Raw genomic sequence first — 16,562 nt, forward strand, 5'->3', positions numbered from 1 at the left:
CCGCCGCAAGGGAGCCTTTCAGGCCTTATGCGCAAGTACCTGCTCATCGGTGTTTCGGCCTTCATCCTCGGCGCGGGGACGATGGCCTATGTCAGCCCCATCGCCCAAGCGACCATCCCCTCGCAGAAGGCCAAGACCTACAAGCTTCTCGAACTGTTCGGCGACGTGCTCGCCACGGTCGAGGACCAGTACGTCACCGAGGTCGACGACAAGAAGCTGATCGAGGCGGCGCTGGACGGCATGCTGACCAGCCTCGACCCGCACTCGGGCTACCTGTCGCCCGACAGCTTCGAGGATATGCAGGACACCACCCGCGGCGAATACGGCGGCCTCGGCATCGAGGTCACCAGCGAGGACGGCGTGGTCAAGGTGATCTCGCCGATGGACGGCACGCCCGCCGACCGCGCCGGGATCCACGCCGGCGACTACATCACGGCCGTCAATGGCCAGTCGGTGCTAGGCCTGACGGTCAACGAGGCCGTCAAGCAGATGCGCGGCCCGGCCGGCGAGACGGTGACCATCACCATCGCCCGCGAGAAGACCGACCCGTTCGACGTCAAGCTGGTGCGCGAAGTCATCAAGCCCAAGGCCGCCATCGCCCGCATGGAAGGCGACTACGGCTATGTGCGCCTGCCCGGCTTCAACGAGAAGTCCACCGACGCGCTCTCGGCCGCCATCACCGACCTGAAGACCAAGAACCCGCAGATGAAGGGCCTGGTCTTCGACCTGCGCAACAATCCGGGCGGTCTGCTCGACCAGGCGCGCGGCGTCGCCGACCTGTTCCTGCAAGGCGGCGAGATCGTCAGCCAGCGCGGCCGCAATCCGCGCGACATCCAGCGCCTGAACGCCACCCCAGGCGACATCCTGAACGGCATGCCGATGGTGGTGCTGATCAACCAGGGCTCGGCCTCGGCCGCCGAAATCGTCGCCGGCGCCCTGCAGGATCGTCATCGCGCCGAACTCGTCGGCATCACCAGCTTCGGCAAGGGCTCGGTGCAGACCGTGATCCCGCTGCGCGGCGGCGCCGACGGCGCGCTGAAGCTGACCACGGCCCGCTACTTCACCCCGTCGGGCCGCTCGATCCAGAAGACCGGCATCGAGCCCGACCTGGAAGTGGCCCAGACCAAGGACCAGGCCCAGGACATCGCCAACCGCGTGTGGTTCAGCGAGGCCAGCTTCAAGAACGCGCTGAACGCCGACGAGGGCAAGGCCCGCAAGGGCGTCCACACCCCGGCCGAGGCGCCCCCCGCCGGCTTCGACGAGAAGAAGGGCGACTTCCAGCTGGAACGCGCCGTCGCCGTGCTCAAGGCCGGCTCGGTCGAAGCCGTGGTCAAGCTGCCCAAGCCGCAGCCTAAGATCGCCGAGGTCACCGCCAAGGCCGCCGCCGCGGCGGCCACGCCCGGCAAGCCCCCGGTCGAGAAGAAGTAAGGACGTTTTCCAGCGTTCGAACGAAGAGCCGCCCGTCGAAAGATGGGCGGTTTTTTCTTTTGAGACCTTGTCCCGTGGCGGAGGTGGCCGAAGGCCGTTCGGGGACGTTTTCAGCCACGCATCCCCCTCCCCCGTGGACACCCCGGCCCCTCTCCCCTTGCGGGAGAGGGTGGCCTGCGAAGCAGGTCGGGTGAGGGGTCTCTCAGAAATCAAAGCTGCGTGCAGCGGCAAGGCCGGGTGGGGCGTCTCACATCTGAGAGACCCCTCATCCGTCGGCTTCGCCGCCACCTTCTGCCGCAAGGGGAGAAGGAAACCGCGCTATTACATCCCCAGCGCCGCGATCAGCACCACGGCCAGGCCCAGGGCCAGTCCCGCCCCCGCCCGCAGCACCGCGGCGAGGCAGACGGCGCGGGCCTCGGGGGCCGCGGTGGTGGAGAAGCGGGCGATCTCGGTCATGCTCATCGGACGAGGCCTCCTGATCCGAAGCTTGCGCCCGAGGATCGGCCGGCGGAAAGGCCCGTAAAGCCCCCAAGGCCCCGCCCACCGCCAGACGGTCATTCCTTCACCGCCCTCGCCGCAAAAACCGGCGCCCAAGCCCCATACATTTCGCCGCAGCTTTCGCCAAACAGCGTTAACCATATCTTGGAAGCTTGCCTCGTAAGGCTCGTCCATGGCCGCCGTGTTCTCCCGCAAGCCCGCCTACACCGCCGCCGCGCCCGCCGTTGACGCGGGCGGCGGCGACCTGCGCGCGCGTCTGCTGGCGGCCGCCGGCAATCCCTATATCGGCGCCAGCGCCGCGGCCTTCCTGTTCCTGCTGAGCCTGGCCGTGCTGGTGATGATCACCGGCGACCCCAAGGCCGGCGCGCCCGTGCTGCGCCTGGAACTGACCAAGATCGGCGCCACCACCAACCCGCCCGAAGGCTGGCGCGAGGCCCTGGCGCCGGAAGGCGCCGAGGAAGCCCCGCTGCTGCCCGGCGCGATGGACCTGTCCGACCACCCCTTCGCCCGCCGCGCGGCCGCGCCGGAAGCCGAAAGCGAAGCCGTCGATCTTGCCGCCCCGCCCGTCCCGTCCGGCGGCGCCCTGGTCCAGGCCCCACTGCCCGGCCTGTCGGTTCCCGGCCCCGGCGGCGGTCCGCTGCCGGTGATCGGCCCCGACGGCCGCACGGTCGCCGAGGCCTATGCCCGCCCCTTCACGCCCGACGGCCGCCCGCGCGTGGCCCTGGTGATCGGGGGCCTTGGCCTAAACGCCCAGACCACCCGCGCCGCCATCGAGACCCTGCCGCCCGAGATCACCCTGTCGTTCGCGCCCTATTCCGAGGGCCTGCAGGGCTGGATCGATCTGGCCCGCTCGCACGGCCACGAGGTGCTGCTCGAGACGCCGATGGAGCCCAACGACTATCCGGCCAACGATCCGGGTCCCTACACCCTGATCGCCGCAAACCGTCCCGACGAGACCGTGCGCAAGCTGGAATGGCTGATGTCTCGCGCCACCGGCTATTTCGGCCTGACCAACTATCTGGGCTCGAAGTTCCTGGCCTCCGACCCGGCCATGGCCACCTTCATGGCCTCGCTCAAGGCCCGGGGCCTGGCCTTCGTCGACGACGGCGCGGCCGCCCGTCGCGGCGGCCCGATCCCGCGCGCCTCGGCCGAGCGCGGCATCGACGATGATCTGTCCGGCGAGGCCATCGAGGGCCAGCTGCGGGCCCTGGAAGCCGGCGCCGGCGCGCGGGGCGCGGCCCTGGGCGTGGGCTTCGCCTACCCGGTCACCATCAGCCAGGTGCGCAACTGGGCCGGCGGGCTGAACGCACGGGGCGTGCAACTGGCCCCGGCTTCGGCTATCGCCAGGCGATGAGCGCCAAGCAAGACCTCTCCCACTACCGCCCCAATGTGGGCGTCGCCCTCTTCCACCCGACCGACGGCCGCGTCTGGCTGGGCATGCGCCACAAGCAGGAGCCGCCCTACAACTGGCAGCTGCCGCAGGGCGGCGTCGACGAGGGCGAGGACCTGGAAGCCGCCGCCCGCCGCGAGCTGCACGAGGAGACCGGCGTCACCTCCGCGACGCTGCTGGGCCGCACCGAGGGCTGGCTGACCTACGACTATCCGGCCGACTTCCTGGGCACGAAACGCGCGCGCGGGTACCTGGGCCAGAAGCAGGTGTGGTTCGCCTTCCGCTTCACCGGACCGGAATCCGAGATCGATCTGGCCGCCCACGGCGACATCGAGTTCGACGCCTGGCGCTGGGGCGCTCTCGACGAAACGCCCGAACTGATCGTACCCTTCAAACGCGGCGTCTACGAACAGATGGTCGTCGCTTTCTCGGGGTTCGCGCGCGTCGCCTGACACCCAAGGCTCGCGCGCCGATCCTCCCTTGGGGATTGGAGGCGCGGGCGTGACCAGAACCATCCTGATGATCCATGGCTACGGCATGACCGGCGACGGCTGGTCGCCGGCGGCCGAGGTGTTTCGCAAGGCCGGCTATGCGGTCGAGACGCCGACCATCCGTCCGAAGCTGCGCGTATCGGCCTCGCCCTCGGCGGAGCTGGGCGGGCTTAGCCTGGCCGACTATGTCGCCGAGCTCAGCGCCTTGGCGGCGGTGACCGCCGCCCGCGACGGGATCAAGCCGATCGTCTTCGGCCACTCGATGGGCGGGCTGATCGCCCAGAAGCTGGCCGAGAGCGGCCTGACCTCGGGCATCGTGCTGTTCGCCCCCGCCTCGCCGGCCGACGCACGCGGCAAGCCGAAACTCTCGCCGCTGATCACCTTCCTCAACGCCGTGCTCAGCCAGGGCGGTCCGCCCAAGCCGGTGAAGATGTGGAAGACCGGCTTCAAGTTCGGCGTGGTCAACGCCGTGCCCGCCGCCCGCCACGACGCGCTCTACGCCACGGCGGTGTACGACTCCGGCCGGGTGCTGCAGGACCTGGCCTATCCCGACCGCGATCCCTCGCGCACCGCCCATGTCGACGCCGCCAAGGTGACCGTGCCGGTGCTGGTGCTGGCCGGAGCCCGCGACCGCACCACGCCGGTCGAGGACGTGCGGCTGGTCGGCCGCAAGTACGCCGGCGCCGACTATCGCGAATATCCCGACCACGCCCACTGGCTGATCGACGAGCCGGGCAGCGCGGCCCTGTACGACGCGGCCAAGGCCTGGCTGTCTGAAAAGGGCCTGGGCCCGGCCTCCGCCCCGCCGCCGAGCAAGGCCAAGGTCGAGCCGAAGGCCGAACAGGCCCCCGCTCCGACGCCGGCTCCCGAACCCAAGGCCGAGGCTCCGGCGCCCGCTCCGGCCGCCAAGTCCAAGGCGCCCGCCAAGGCCCCAGCCAAGACCAAGACGCCCAGCAAGGCCAAGGCCGTCGTCGCCGAACCGGTCGTGAAGCCCGCCGCAAAGGCGCCGGCCAAGCCCAAGGCGGCCCCTGCGCCGAAGCCTGTCGCCCCAAAGGCCGAAGTCGCGCCCGCTCCCGCCAAGACCGAGGCGAAGCCGAAGGCCGCGCCGGCCAAGACCGCCAAGCCGAAGACGCCGCCGCCCGCGCCGGTCGAACCGGCTCCTGTGGCGAAGGCCCCGGCCAAGTCGGCGCCCAAGCCCAAGACCGAAGCCAAGACCGCGCCCGCCGCCAAGGTCGCCAAACCCAAGGCGGCCGCCAAGCCCGCAACGCCTCCCGCCGAACCGGCAAAGCCGGCGACCGCGAAGCCTGCCGCCAAGGCCAAGCCTGCTCCCACCGCCAAGACGGACCCCGCGCCGACGCCAGCCAAGGCCGCGCCGAAGGCCAAGAGCGCGCCCGCCGCGAAGGCCGCTCCCAAGGCCCCTCCGGCCCCCAAGGCCGAAGCCAAGCCCAAGGCGACCCCGAAAGCCGCCGCAACCAAGACTGCTGCGACAACGACGCCCGCCAAAACTTCGCCACGCGGCAAGAAGAGCGTGTAGGCTCCATTGAAACGCTCGTATCAGTCACACGGGCGGGGTTGACCTAAGAGGCGGGCGTGAAGGCTCCGGTGATCATGGTCCACGGCGCCTTCTGCGGCGGCTGGACGTTCGATGTGTTTCGCGCGCCGTTCGAGGCCGCCGGTCATCAGGTGCTGACGCCCGACCTGCCTGGCCGCGCGCCCGGCGAGTCGACCGTCGGCCTGTCGATGAGCGACTACGCCCGCGCCGTCGTGCGCCTGATCCGCTCGTGCGAGAAACCGCCGATCCTGATCGGTCATTCGATGGGCGGCCTGGTGGCGCAGCTAGCCGCCGGCCGCGCCCCGGTCGACCGCCTGATCCTGCTGGCCCCCTCGCCGCCCTGGGGCGTGCACGGGGCGAGCCTTGAGGAGGCGGTCTCGGCCGTCAGCCTCTATTCGCTGGGTCCCTACTGGCTGCAGGCCATCGCGCCGGACTACGGCGTGGTGCGCCGCTACAGCCTCGACCGCCTGCCCCGCGAGACCCGCCGCGCCCTCTACGCCCGCATGACCTCGGAGAGCGGCCGGGCGCTGTGGGAGACGCTGAACTGGTGGCTCGACCCGTTCATGACCACCAGCCCCGGCGCGGTGAAGGCCCCGGTGCTGGCCATCGCCGGCGGCCAGGACGTCGTCCACCCGCCCGCCACCGTCCGCCAGACCGCCGCCCGCCTGGGCGGGGTGTTCCGCGAGTTCCCGGAGATGAGCCACTGGCTGCCGGGCGAACCGGGCTGGGAAGACGTGGCGCAAGCGTGCCTGGACTTCATCGCGGCGGAAAACCGGGCGGCGGCTTAAGGCTCACCCTGACCCTCTCCCATAGGGAGAGGGAGGGGCCCATGCGCAGCATGGGAGGGTGAGGGGTTAGGAACCTTTCCGGACAGGGCGAGGACGAAGGGGATAGGACGTTCGACGTCTTACCCCCTCACCCTCCCACGCCTGCGGCGCGGGCCCCTCCCTCTCCCCATGGGAGAGGTTTTCCGTTTCCGGCCTTAATGGCCCGAGCTGAACACCTTCAGCCCCAGGATCCCCGAGACGATCAGCGCCAGGCAGACCAGCCGCGCCGCCGTCGCCGGCTCCTTGAAGACCAGGATGCCGACGATGGCCGTGCCGACCGCGCCGACGCCGGTCCACACCGCGTAGGCCGTGCCCAGCGGCAAGCTCTTCACCGCCCAGCCCAGCAGTCCCATCGAAGCGACGAGGCTGACGGCGGTCAGGACGGTGGGGATCGGGCGGGTGAAGCCCTCGGTGTATTTCAGGCCGACGGCCCAGCCGATTTCGAAAAGACCGGCGATGAAGAGGATGATCCAGGCCATGACCTGCTCCCGTTGATCGCGCGCCCGGCCTGTGGCCTCGGCGTCGCGAGAAGCGGGGTCGTCCCCGGAAAAAAGCAAAGGCGCGGGGTCGTCCCCGCGCCTTTCCTAGATAGCTTCTCGATCCCGGAGGGCAAGCCCTCCTGTCATCACTGGCTGGTGTAGAGGATCTGGGCCTGCTCGAAGTTCTTGCCGACCGAGCTGTCGTCCAGCTTCTTGATGCGGACGTAGACCAGACCGGCCTTGCCGCCGGCGGCGTTGTTGTCCCAGGTCACGGTCAGGCGCTTGACGTCGGTGACCAGCTGGTCGTTGCGGATCAGGCGCAGCTGCGGGCTGTTTTCCCAGCTCGCCCAGTCGTGCAGGGCGGTGGCCAGGGCCTGGGCCTGCTCGGGGCCTTGAGCGTGCTGGACGTTCAGGGTGCAGACGTTCTTGTTCGAACCCGGGTTGTCGAGGACGATCTGGTAGGGCTTGCCCAGGTCCAGGGTCCACAGGTCGCGCTTCTTCTTGAAGCCCGCGGCCTTGGCCAGGGCGTTGAAGTCGCCGCCGACCACGGCCGGCTTGCAGATGGTGTCGAGGACGCTGAGGATCCGCACCGAGACCGGGTCGGTCGGCGGCGGCGGACGCACGGGCTCCGGAGCGACCGCGGCGGCGGCGGCTTCGGGCGTGCCGGCGGCCGGAGCCGGAACCACGGGCGCGGCCTGATCGGCGGGCGCGGCGGCCGGGGCTTCAGCAGGAGCTTGGGCCGGGGCGGCGGCGGGAGCGGGCTGCTCCTGGGCAACGGCGGTCGAGACGACGCCGAGGGCGATCAAGCTGGCGAGCGCAAGGCGCATAGTCTGGATATCCCCTAGAGACTTGGAGGTCGGCATTAAAACCGACAAGCGTTCCCTCGCAACCCTTATGGTGACGGATTGCGGCGTCGATAGGGTCACAATCGTAATTTTTATAGTCGGCGCCCTCTTCCTTCTCCCCCTGCGGGAGAAGGTGGCGGTCGAAGACCGACGGATGAGGGGTCTCTCAAACATGAGACGCTTCATCCAACTTGACCGCTACAGGCGGCTTTGAGGTCTGAGAGACCCCTCACCCGACCTCCTTCGGAGGCCACCCTCTCCCGCAAGGGGAGAGAGACAAACGAAAACGCCCCCGCTGTTTCCAGCGGGGGCGTTTCCAGGTCGTCCGAGAGAAGCGGCCCTTAGGCGGCCACTTCCACCGCGTGTTCGGCCAGGATCGTGAAACCGTCCGGACCCACGTCGGCGAAGCCGCCCTGGATGTCGAACAGCTTGACGGTCGCGCCGTCGCGCACCGTCACCCGGCCCTCGCGCAGCGTCGTCATGAACGGCGCGTGGTTCGGCAGGACGCCGAAGTCGCCTTCCGTACCCGGCGCGTCGACCTGGTCGACGTCGGCGGAGAACAGTTCGCGCTCGGGCGCGACGAGGGAGAAGTGCAGCTTGGCCATCAGTCGTAGGTCTCCACGGCGCCCAGGGCCGCTTCGATGTCTTCGTCGGTCTGGATCTCGGTGCCGCAGAACGGACAGAAGCGGATGGTGGTCAGGACCGTGCCCGTCTCACCATCGGCTTCCCGTTGACCCAGGTTCAACAGGATCAGGCCGCTGTCGTGCTCGATGAGGGAGGCCTCGGTGTCCGAAGACACCGCGTCCTCCAGCTCATCACAGCAGAAGTGGCCGAGATCGCCGTCTTCTTCGGTCATCAGGCGTCCGCCGCCATCTTCTCGGCCTTGGCCACGGCTTCTTCGATCGGGCCGACCATGTAGAAGGCGCCTTCCGGCAGGTGGTCGTATTCACCGTCCACGATGCCCTTGAACGAGCGGATCGTGTCCTTCAGCTGGACGAAGGCGCCCGGCGTGTTGGTGAACTGCTCGGCCACGTGGAACGGCTGCGACAGGAAGCGGCTGATCTTGCGGGCGCGAGCGACCGTCAGCTTGTCCTCTTCCGACAGTTCGTCCATGCCCAGGATGGCGATGATGTCCTTCAGCGCCTTGTACTGCTGCAGGACTTCCTGGACGCGGCGAGCCACGGTGTAGTGCTCTTCGCCGATGACCAGCGGGTCCATGATCCGCGAGGTCGAGTCCAGCGGATCGACGGCCGGGAAGATGGCCTGGGCGGCGATGTCGCGCGACAGAACGGTGGTGGCGTCCAAGTGGGCGAACGAAGCGGCCGGGGCCGGGTCGGTCAGGTCGTCGGCGGGAACGTAGATGGCCTGGACCGAGGTGATCGAACCCTTGTTGGTCGAGGTGATGCGCTCCTGCAGGTTGCCCATCTCGGTGGCCAGGGTGGGCTGGTAGCCCACGGCCGAGGGGATGCGGCCCAGCAGAGCCGACACTTCGGCGCCGGCTTGGGTGAAGCGGAAGATGTTGTCGACGAACAGCAGCACGTCCTTGCCTTCTTCGTCACGGAAGTATTCCGCGATCGACAGGCCGGTCAGGGCGACGCGGGCGCGGGCGCCCGGGGGTTCGTTCATCTGGCCATAGACCAGGGCGCAGCGCGAGCCTTCGGTCGAGCCGTTGTTGGCCTTCGGGTCGACGTTGACGTTCGACTCGATCATCTCGTGATAGAGGTCGTTGCCTTCGCGGGTGCGTTCGCCCACGCCGGCCAGAACCGAGTAACCGCCGTAAGCCTTGGCGATGTTGTTGATCAGTTCCTGCATCGTCACGGTCTTGCCGACGCCGGCGCCGCCGAACAGGCCGATCTTGCCGCCCTTGGTGTAGGGGCACATCAGGTCGATGACCTTGATGCCCGTGACCAGCACTTCAGCGGTGTTGGTCTGCTCGGCGAAGGTCGGGGCGTCGCGGTGGATCGTGCGGGTGATGTCCGACTGGATCGGGCCCTGCTCGTCGATCGGCTCGCCGATGACGTTCATGATGCGGCCCAGGGTGCCCGGACCGACCGGCACGCGGATGGCTTCGCCGGTGTCGCGCACGGGCTGGCCGCGGACGAGACCTTCGGTGGCGTCCATGGCGATGGCGCGGACGGTGTTCTGACCCAGGTGCTGGGCGACTTCGAACACCAGGCGCTGGCCGGTGGCGGTGTTGGTGGTCTCGACGGCGTTCAGGATCGCCGGCAGCGGGCCGGTGAACTCGATGTCGACGACGGCGCCGATGATCTGGACCAGACGACCGGTGGCTTCGCCGGCGACGGGCGCCGGAGCCTTCGGAGCGGCGGCGGCCTTGGGAGCAGCCGGCTTCTTGGCGGCCGGAGCCTTGGGAGCGGCAGCAGCAGCGGCCGGAGCGGCGGCGGCGGCCTTCGGGGCGGCGGGCTTCTTGGCGGCGGCCGGCTTTTCAGCGGCGGCGGCGGGAGCCTTAGCGGGGGTCTTGGCCATGGCGTGCGGGTCTTTCGTGCGTCTCTGCGTGCGTTTTTGGCGTTAGGCTAGATCAGACGGCTTCGGCGCCGGAGATGATCTCGATCAGCTCCTTGGTGATCTGGGCCTGGCGGGAACGGTTGTACTCGAGGGTGTAGCGCTTGATCATGTCGCCCGCGTTCCGCGTGGCGTTGTCCATGGCCGTCATCTGGCTGGCGTAGAAGCCGGCCATGTTGTCGAGCAGCGCCGACAGGATCTGGACCGTCAGGTTGCGCGGCAGCAGGGTCTCGAGAATGGCCTCTTCCGAGGGCTCGTACTCGTAGACCGCGGCCGGACCGGACGCGACTTCACCGCCCTCGACCACGGCCGGGATCAGCTGCAGCGCGGTCGGGATCTGCTGCACCACCGACTTGAAGCGGCTGTAGAACAGGGTGACCACGTCGATGTCGCCGGCTTCGTAAAGCTTGGTCACGACGTCGGCGATCGGCTGGGCCACCGACAGCGTCAGCTGGCGATAGGCCGACAGGTCGAAGTTCTCGACGATGCGACCGGCGTAGAGGCGACGCAGCTGGGCGGTCACCTTCTTGCCGACGCAGACGATCTTCACGTCCTTGCCCTGGGCGATCAGCCCGTCGATGTGGGCGCGGGAAGCGCGCACGATCGACGAGGTGAAGCCGCCGGCGAGACCACGGTCCGCCGCGGCCACCACCACCAGGTGACGGTCGTCGCGGCCGGTGCCGGCCAGCAGCGCCGGAGCGCCGTCGCCCGACACGCCGGTCGCGAGGTTGGCGATGACGCTGGCCAGACGCCGGGCGTACGGACGGGCGGCTTCAGCCGCGTCCTGGCTCCGGCGCAGCTTGGCAGCCGCCACCATCTGCATCGCCTTCGTGATCTTTTGCGTCGCTTTGACGCTCGAGATCCGATTGCGCATTTCCTTCAAGCTGGCCATTCGGCGCTACTCTCTCCGAGCGGTTCCGAGGGGGCTTAGGCGAAGGTCGACGAGAAGCTGTCGAGCGCGCTCTTCAGCGACGCTTCCAGGTCCTTGTCGAGGGCCTTCTTGGTGGCGATGCCGGTCAGCAGGTCCTGGTGGGCGCTGTGCAGGCGGGCCAGGAACTCGGTCTCGAAGCGACGCACCGACGAGGTCGGGATCTTGTCGAGATAGCCGCGGGTGCCGGCGTAGATCACGCAGACCTGCTCTTCGACCGACAGCGGCGCGTATTGCGGCTGCTTCAGCAGCTCGGTCAGGCGCTCGCCGCGGGCCAGCATCTTCTGGGTCGAGGCGTCCAGGTCCGAGCCGAACTTCGCGAAGGCGGCCATTTCGCGATACTGGGCGAGCTCGCCCTTAATCGGACCGGCGACTTGCTTCATGGCCTTGATCTGGGCCGACGAGCCGACGCGCGACACCGAGATGCCGACGTTCACGGCCGGGCGGATGCCCTGGTAGAACAGGTCGGTTTCCAGGAAGATCTGGCCGTCGGTGATCGAGATCACGTTGGTCGGGATGTAGGCCGACACGTCGTTGGCCTGGGTTTCGATGATCGGCAGAGCCGTCAGCGAGCCCGAACCGTTGTCTTCGTTCAGCTTGGCGGCGCGTTCCAGCAGGCGGGAGTGCAGGTAGAACACGTCGCCCGGATAGGCTTCGCGGCCCGGCGGACGGCGCAGCAGCAGCGACATCTGACGGTAGGCGACGGCTTGCTTGGACAGATCGTCATAGATGATCAGGCCGTGCAGGCCGTTGTCGCGGAACCACTCGCCCATGGCGCAGCCGGCGAACGGGGCCAGGTACTGCAGCGGTGCCGGCTCCGAGGCCGAAGCCACGACGACGATGGTGTATTCCAGGGCGCCGTGCTCTTCCAGGGTCTTGACGATCTGGGCGACGGTCGAGCGCTTCTGGCCGATGGCGACGTAGACGCAGTAGAGCTTGGCGCTCTCGTCCTTGCCGGCGTTGGCGGCCTTCTGGTTCAGGATGGTGTCGATGGCGACGGCGGTCTTGCCGGTCTGACGGTCACCGATGATCAGCTCGCGCTGGCCGCGGCCGACCGGGATCAGGGTGTCGATCGACTTCAGGCCGGTCTGCACGGGCTCGTGCACCGACTTGCGCGGGATGATGCCCGGGGCCTTCACGTCGACGCGGCGACGCTCGGTGTATTGGATCGGGCCCTTGCCGTCGATCGGCTCGCCCAGCGGGTTGACGACGCGGCCCAGCAGGCCCTTGCCGACCGGCACGTCGACGATTTCGCCGAGGCGGCGGACTTCGTCGCCTTCCTTGATCTCGGCGTCAGCGCCGAAGATCACGGCGCCGACATTGTCGCGCTCGAGGTTCAGGGCCATGCCCTTCACGCCGGCCTTCGGGAATTCGACCATCTCGCCGGCCTGGACGTTGTCCAGACCGTAGATACGGGCGATGCCGTCGCCGACCGACAGAACTTGGCCGATGTCCGAGACGGCGGCTTCCTCGCCGAAGTTGGCGATCTGCGACTTGAGGATGGCCGAAATTTCGGCGGCGCGGATGTCCATGGCTGGGTCGGGCTCTTTCTTAGGGCTCTCTGCGTACGTACGTTTTTTGCGCGGTTATACGCTTAGGCGCGCTTGAGGGCGAATTTCAGGGAATCGAGCTTCGAACGGAGCGAAGCGTCGAACAGACGGGAACCGACGCGCACCTTGACGCCGCCCAGGATGGACGGGTCGACGCGGGTCGAGATTTCGGGGGTCTTGCCGAGCGCCTCGGAGACGCCGGCGGTGACGGCCTTCAGCTGGGCGGCGGTCAGCGGGGCGGCCGAGATGACCTCGGCGGCGACCACGCCGCGGTGCTTGGCCGACAGGGCGACGAAGGCGTTGATCGCGCCGACCAGCTCGATGGCGCGGCCGTTGGAGGCGATCAGGCCCAGGAACTTGGCGGTCAGGATGTCGAAACCGGCCTTCACGGCGACGGCGGTCAGGCCCTTGGCCTTGTCCTCGGCCGAGAACGCGGGCGAGTCGATCAGACGGCGCAGGTCGGCGCTGTCGGCGATCAGACCCTTAAGGTCCTTCAGGTCGCGTTCGACCTTCGCCAGGTTGCCGCCTTCGATCGTCAGTTCGAACAGGGACTGCGCATAACGCTGACCCGCATCCGTCGCCTTGGTTTCTTCCGCCACTTGTTCCGCCCGGTGTGCGTTGCAATCGCCGCGGAAGAGAAGCTGCCCCCTCTTCCCGGCTTAAAGACTTGATCGCGCTTGAGAAAAGCGCACGGGCGGCCCGCGCATTCACGCTGCCCTTCCCGAAGCCCGGCGCCTGATAACACGGGGTGTTCGCAGTCGCAACCAAGCCGAGACGATCGCGTTCGGCCAAGTTTCGGAAAAAAGCCGTTTATCCGTCAGACGTTGACGCGGCGGAATACGCCGGAGGCCGAGCCGGCCAAGGCGCCGCCCGGCGTACGGGCCTCGGCCTGGGCGAACACCAGACTGCGAGTGGCCCGCTCGATCCAGCCGCGCAGGGCCAGGTCGCCGCCTTGTCCCTGGCCGTAATCGACGGTCAGCGACACCGGTGCGGCGTCGGAACCGGCGGCTTCCTTCAAGGCGTCTTCCAGCAGGGCGGCGATCGACTGGGTCATGGGCGACACTTAACTCCCGGACGGACGAAAGAAAAAGGCGGCGGAACAAGCCCGCCGCCCTGTCAGGCGATGATCGAGGAAAACAGCCGGAGGCGACGAGCCTCCGGTGTTGGAGAGGCCTCAGGCGGCCTTGGCCGAAGCGTTGCAGCGCTCCAGCTCATCGGCGGCCAGGACCTTGGCGTCGCCGCCGAAGGCCGAGACGCGGCCGGCTTCTTTTACCAGCGCCTTGCACGAGGCGACGCTGAGGGCCCGCGACGGCGCCGAGGCGGCGACACAGGCGGCGTCTTCGCAGACGAAGACCGCGCCGCCGGCGACAATCTTGGTCTTGGCGGAGACGGGTTTTTCGAGGGTGACCGCCAGGCGGCCGTCGGCCAGGGCGGGGGCCGCGACGAGCGCGGAAACGGACAGGGCGGCGACAGCCGCCAGGGCGCGGAGCTTCATGAGAAAAGCCCTCCAGCTTCGGGGATGATGGGAAGATCGATGATCGACGCGTAAGCTGTACTGGCCGTCCGGTGCGTGGGATGTTTGGACGCCAGTATCCCCACCGGCGCCCCGCAATCGAACTAAGCACCGCTTAGATATCAGCGTTCAGAAATAGCGCAAGGCGGTTTTCGTTCGCGTGCGCATATTTTATCGAAACGGATGTTTTTGGACGGCGACAACTTTTTAGAGCGCCGCAACCAGCTTTTCGCACGTGGCTCGGACCATGGGCTCGGCCCACGCCTGCGCACGGTCGTGCTTCTCATCTTCGCGCACACGCACGTCCGGATGCCACAGATCCCGCCTGTGGCCGAACGGTATGGCGTCCGTCTCGCTTGAAACGGCCACCATGTCCGTCAGGAACTCTCGAAGCTCGACGGGAACGGCGCCTTCGAACGGCGCGAGTTCGACTGCCGCTTCCAATGCCGAAAGGCGGCCCTCCAGGAACCCAGCCGCGATCGTCTTCAGGGCCGCGCGTATACCCGGTTCCATAGCCCCGGCGTCGTGAGAATGATCCAGATTCGCCACGGGCCGCCCTCGGTCGATACACGTCCTTCTTGAGGGAATGGGGGCCGATTGGGAAGCGCGAAGCGCCCGTTCAGAGCCCGAGGATCGACTCGATCCGGCTCTCGGCCCGGGCGTGGATCTCGCGCTGCTCGACCATGCCCTCCATGCGGGCGTAGCGGCCGTCCTTGCCGGCCTTGCGGCGCAGGCCGTCGGCGGTGACCAGCACCGGCGGGCGGCGGGCGTCGGTCAGGCCGCCCAGCAGGGCGGCGAACACCGCCCCGACGGCGGCGGCGGCCACGGGGCCGGCGAAGTCGATCAGGGTCTCGCCGAACACGGCGTGCATCTGCAGCAGCAGGTGCTCGCGATTGACCTGGTGCGACAGGATCTGCAGCGACCAGGCCGCCACGCCCTGCACCACGCCGGCCAGCACGACCGCGATCACCACCCCCACGAAGCGGGGGCGCCAGAAGAGCCCGAGCAGGGCTCCCAGGAACGCGAAGGCGACCAGCAGGATCATGGAAGGAAACTAAGACCCTCCTTTCTCAAAGTCCGGTTAAGAGCCCGCCGCGGCAGGACGTCGCGATCTGGCGTCCCGATTGGGCGCTTGGGCGGCTCTCCCGGCTTACGCACACGTGATCTTTCCCAACCGAAATTTCCGGCCTACGGTGCAGGCAATTCAAACTAACGTTTAAACAGGGAAGAAGCGCCATGCGCGAAGCGGTCATCGTCTCTTACGCTCGGACCGGTCTGGCCAAGTCCGTCCGCGGCGGCTTCAACAACACCCACGGCGCGGCCATGGCCGGCCACGCCATCCAGCACGCCGTCAGCCGCGCCGGGCTCGACGGTCCGGAAATCGAGGACGTCGTCCTGGGCTGCGGCGGTCCCGAAGGCGCCACCGGCATGAACGTGGCCCGCAACGCCGCCATCTGGGCCGGCCTGCCGGTCACCACCTCGGGCCAGACCGTCAACCGCTTCTGCTCGTCGGGCCTGCAGGCCATCGCCACCGCGGCCAACTACGTCCGCAACGACGGCGCCCCGGCGGCCATCGGCGGCGGCGTGGAGTCGATCTCGCTGGTCAACGCCGGCGGCCACATGAACCGCTTCCACATCACCGAAGAAAAGCTGATGCGCGAGAAGCCCGCGCTGTGGATGGCGATGATCGACACCGCCGACATCGTGGCCAAGCGCTACAACGTCAGCCGCGAGTACCAGGACGAATATTCGCTGCGCAGCCAGCAGCGGATCGCCGCCGCCCAGGCCGCCGGCCTGTTCGACGACGAGATCGTGCCGATGGCCACCAAGATGAAGGTGGTCAACAAGGAGACCAAGGAAGAGAGCCTGGTCGACTACGTGGTCAGCAAGGACGAGTGCAATCGTCCGGAGACCACCCTGGAGGGCCTGGCCAAGCTGGAGCCGGTCAAGGGCCCGGGCAACTTCGTCACCGCCGGCAACGCCAGCCAACTGTCGGACGGCGCCGCCGCCGTGGTGGTGATGGAGGCCAAGGAGGCCGCCCGCCGCAACCTCGAGCCGCTGGGCCTGTTCAAGGGCTTCGCCATCGCCGGCTGCGAGCCCGACGAGATGGGCATCGGCCCGGTCTTCGCCGTACCGCGCCTCTTGGAACGCCACGGCCTGAAGGTCGACGACATCGACCTGTGGGAGCTGAACGAGGCCTTCGCCAGCCAGTGCCTCTACAGCCGCGACCGCCTGGGCATCGATCCGGAGAAGTACAACGTCAACGGCGGCTCCATCGCCATCGGCCACCCCTTCGGCATGACCGGCGCCCGCTGCGCCGGCCACCTGCTGCTGGAAGGCAAGCGCCGCAAGGCCAAGCTCGGCGTGGTGACCATGTGCATCGGTGGCGGCATGGGGGCCGCGGGTCTGTTCGAGATCTTCTAAGGTCGGGCTCGGCGATGCTCCCCCTCTGGGGGAGCTGTCGCGGAGCGACTGAGGGGGGACGTTTTCAGCTGCTGCTGGGTTTGGCCGGTGTCGCAGCCACTCCCCCCTCCGGCCCTT

Annotated in this window: 19 protein-coding genes; 6 read left to right on the forward strand and 13 right to left on the reverse strand. The window is 68.3% G+C overall.

Annotated features, from left to right (window positions below; translation table 11 throughout):
- Positions 1 to 27 precede the first annotated feature (27 nt).
- Complete coding sequence (locus AC2YHT_RS11835; RefSeq protein ID WP_487289942.1) at positions 28 to 1,428, forward strand: S41 family peptidase; 1,401 nt, start codon at positions 28 to 30, stop codon at positions 1,426 to 1,428.
- Positions 1,429 to 1,749: 321 nt separating this feature from the next.
- Here the strand turns inward: AC2YHT_RS11835 and AC2YHT_RS11840 are convergent, their stop codons facing one another.
- Entirely contained in the window at positions 1,750 to 1,890 is a 141-nt protein-coding gene (locus AC2YHT_RS11840) for a hypothetical protein (protein ID WP_487289944.1), read from the reverse strand.
- 208 nt (positions 1,891 to 2,098) lie between these two features.
- On the opposite strand from AC2YHT_RS11840, the gene AC2YHT_RS11845 reads away from it, so the two are divergent.
- Genes AC2YHT_RS11845 through AC2YHT_RS11860 form a run of 4 tightly spaced genes read left to right on the forward strand, consistent with a single transcriptional unit; the run spans position 2,099 to position 6,147 of the window.
- A complete protein-coding gene (locus AC2YHT_RS11845) occupies positions 2,099 to 3,280 on the forward strand; it encodes a divergent polysaccharide deacetylase family protein (RefSeq protein WP_487289946.1) in 1,182 nt (393 codons plus the stop codon).
- The gene (locus AC2YHT_RS11850) at positions 3,277 to 3,768 is read left to right on the forward strand and encodes an RNA pyrophosphohydrolase (RefSeq protein WP_487289948.1); all 492 of its coding nucleotides are present in this window, start codon (positions 3,277 to 3,279) and stop codon (positions 3,766 to 3,768) included. The genes AC2YHT_RS11845 and AC2YHT_RS11850 overlap by 4 nt, the downstream gene beginning before the upstream one ends.
- A gap of 49 nt (positions 3,769 to 3,817) precedes the next feature.
- Complete coding sequence (locus tag AC2YHT_RS11855) at positions 3,818 to 5,341, forward strand: alpha/beta hydrolase (RefSeq protein ID WP_487289950.1); 1,524 nt, start codon at positions 3,818 to 3,820, stop codon at positions 5,339 to 5,341.
- A gap of 56 nt (positions 5,342 to 5,397) precedes the next feature.
- Positions 5,398 to 6,147, forward strand: a complete 750-nt coding sequence (locus AC2YHT_RS11860) for an alpha/beta hydrolase (protein ID WP_487289952.1) — start codon at positions 5,398 to 5,400, stop codon at positions 6,145 to 6,147.
- A 194-nt stretch (positions 6,148 to 6,341) separates the two neighbouring features.
- Here AC2YHT_RS11860 and sugE read toward each other — a convergent pair whose 3' ends face one another.
- The 12 genes from sugE to AC2YHT_RS11920 all read right to left on the reverse strand — a co-directional run bounded on the left by sugE (position 6,342) and on the right by AC2YHT_RS11920 (position 15,066).
- Positions 6,342 to 6,665, reverse strand: coding sequence for a quaternary ammonium compound efflux SMR transporter SugE (gene sugE, locus AC2YHT_RS11865; protein WP_487289954.1), 324 nt, complete (start codon positions 6,663 to 6,665; stop codon positions 6,342 to 6,344).
- Between the two features lie 146 nt (positions 6,666 to 6,811).
- Complete coding sequence (locus tag AC2YHT_RS11870; protein ID WP_487289956.1) at positions 6,812 to 7,492, reverse strand: hypothetical protein; 681 nt, start codon at positions 7,490 to 7,492, stop codon at positions 6,812 to 6,814.
- Between the two features lie 359 nt (positions 7,493 to 7,851).
- Entirely contained in the window at positions 7,852 to 8,115 is a 264-nt protein-coding gene (locus AC2YHT_RS11875; protein ID WP_110119155.1) for an ATP synthase F1 subunit epsilon, read from the reverse strand.
- Positions 8,115 to 8,366 (reverse strand): hypothetical protein, encoded by a 252-nt coding sequence (locus AC2YHT_RS11880; RefSeq protein ID WP_487289957.1) that lies wholly within the window; start codon positions 8,364 to 8,366, stop codon positions 8,115 to 8,117. Before AC2YHT_RS11880 ends, AC2YHT_RS11875 begins: the two co-directional genes overlap by 1 nt.
- Positions 8,366 to 9,994: a F0F1 ATP synthase subunit beta gene (atpD, locus tag AC2YHT_RS11885; protein ID WP_487289958.1), complete on the reverse strand. Its 1,629-nt coding sequence runs from the start codon at positions 9,992 to 9,994 to the stop codon at positions 8,366 to 8,368. Before atpD ends, AC2YHT_RS11880 begins: the two co-directional genes overlap by 1 nt.
- A gap of 52 nt (positions 9,995 to 10,046) precedes the next feature.
- Positions 10,047 to 10,922: a F0F1 ATP synthase subunit gamma gene (locus AC2YHT_RS11890; RefSeq protein ID WP_110119150.1), complete on the reverse strand. Its 876-nt coding sequence runs from the start codon at positions 10,920 to 10,922 to the stop codon at positions 10,047 to 10,049.
- Positions 10,923 to 10,957: 35 nt separating this feature from the next.
- Positions 10,958 to 12,490 (reverse strand): F0F1 ATP synthase subunit alpha, encoded by a 1,533-nt coding sequence (gene atpA, locus AC2YHT_RS11895; RefSeq protein WP_110133024.1) that lies wholly within the window; start codon positions 12,488 to 12,490, stop codon positions 10,958 to 10,960.
- 62 nt (positions 12,491 to 12,552) lie between these two features.
- The gene (locus AC2YHT_RS11900; protein WP_110119146.1) at positions 12,553 to 13,107 is read right to left on the reverse strand and encodes a F0F1 ATP synthase subunit delta; all 555 of its coding nucleotides are present in this window, start codon (positions 13,105 to 13,107) and stop codon (positions 12,553 to 12,555) included.
- Between the two features lie 218 nt (positions 13,108 to 13,325).
- Complete coding sequence (locus AC2YHT_RS11905) at positions 13,326 to 13,562, reverse strand: hotdog family protein (protein ID WP_110119144.1); 237 nt, start codon at positions 13,560 to 13,562, stop codon at positions 13,326 to 13,328.
- 120 nt (positions 13,563 to 13,682) lie between these two features.
- Entirely contained in the window at positions 13,683 to 14,003 is a 321-nt protein-coding gene (locus AC2YHT_RS11910; protein WP_487289959.1) for a DUF8200 family protein, read from the reverse strand.
- 225 nt (positions 14,004 to 14,228) lie between these two features.
- Positions 14,229 to 14,570 (reverse strand): hypothetical protein, encoded by a 342-nt coding sequence (locus AC2YHT_RS11915; protein ID WP_487289961.1) that lies wholly within the window; start codon positions 14,568 to 14,570, stop codon positions 14,229 to 14,231.
- A 70-nt stretch (positions 14,571 to 14,640) separates the two neighbouring features.
- Entirely contained in the window at positions 14,641 to 15,066 is a 426-nt protein-coding gene (locus tag AC2YHT_RS11920) for a hypothetical protein (RefSeq protein WP_487289963.1), read from the reverse strand.
- A gap of 191 nt (positions 15,067 to 15,257) precedes the next feature.
- Between AC2YHT_RS11920 and AC2YHT_RS11925 the strand changes: the two genes are divergently transcribed.
- A complete protein-coding gene (locus AC2YHT_RS11925; RefSeq protein WP_487289965.1) occupies positions 15,258 to 16,445 on the forward strand; it encodes an acetyl-CoA C-acyltransferase in 1,188 nt (395 codons plus the stop codon).
- Positions 16,446 to 16,562: the final 117 nt, after the last annotated feature.

The sequence above is a fragment of the Caulobacter sp. SRI_008 genome, assembly GCF_057586355.1.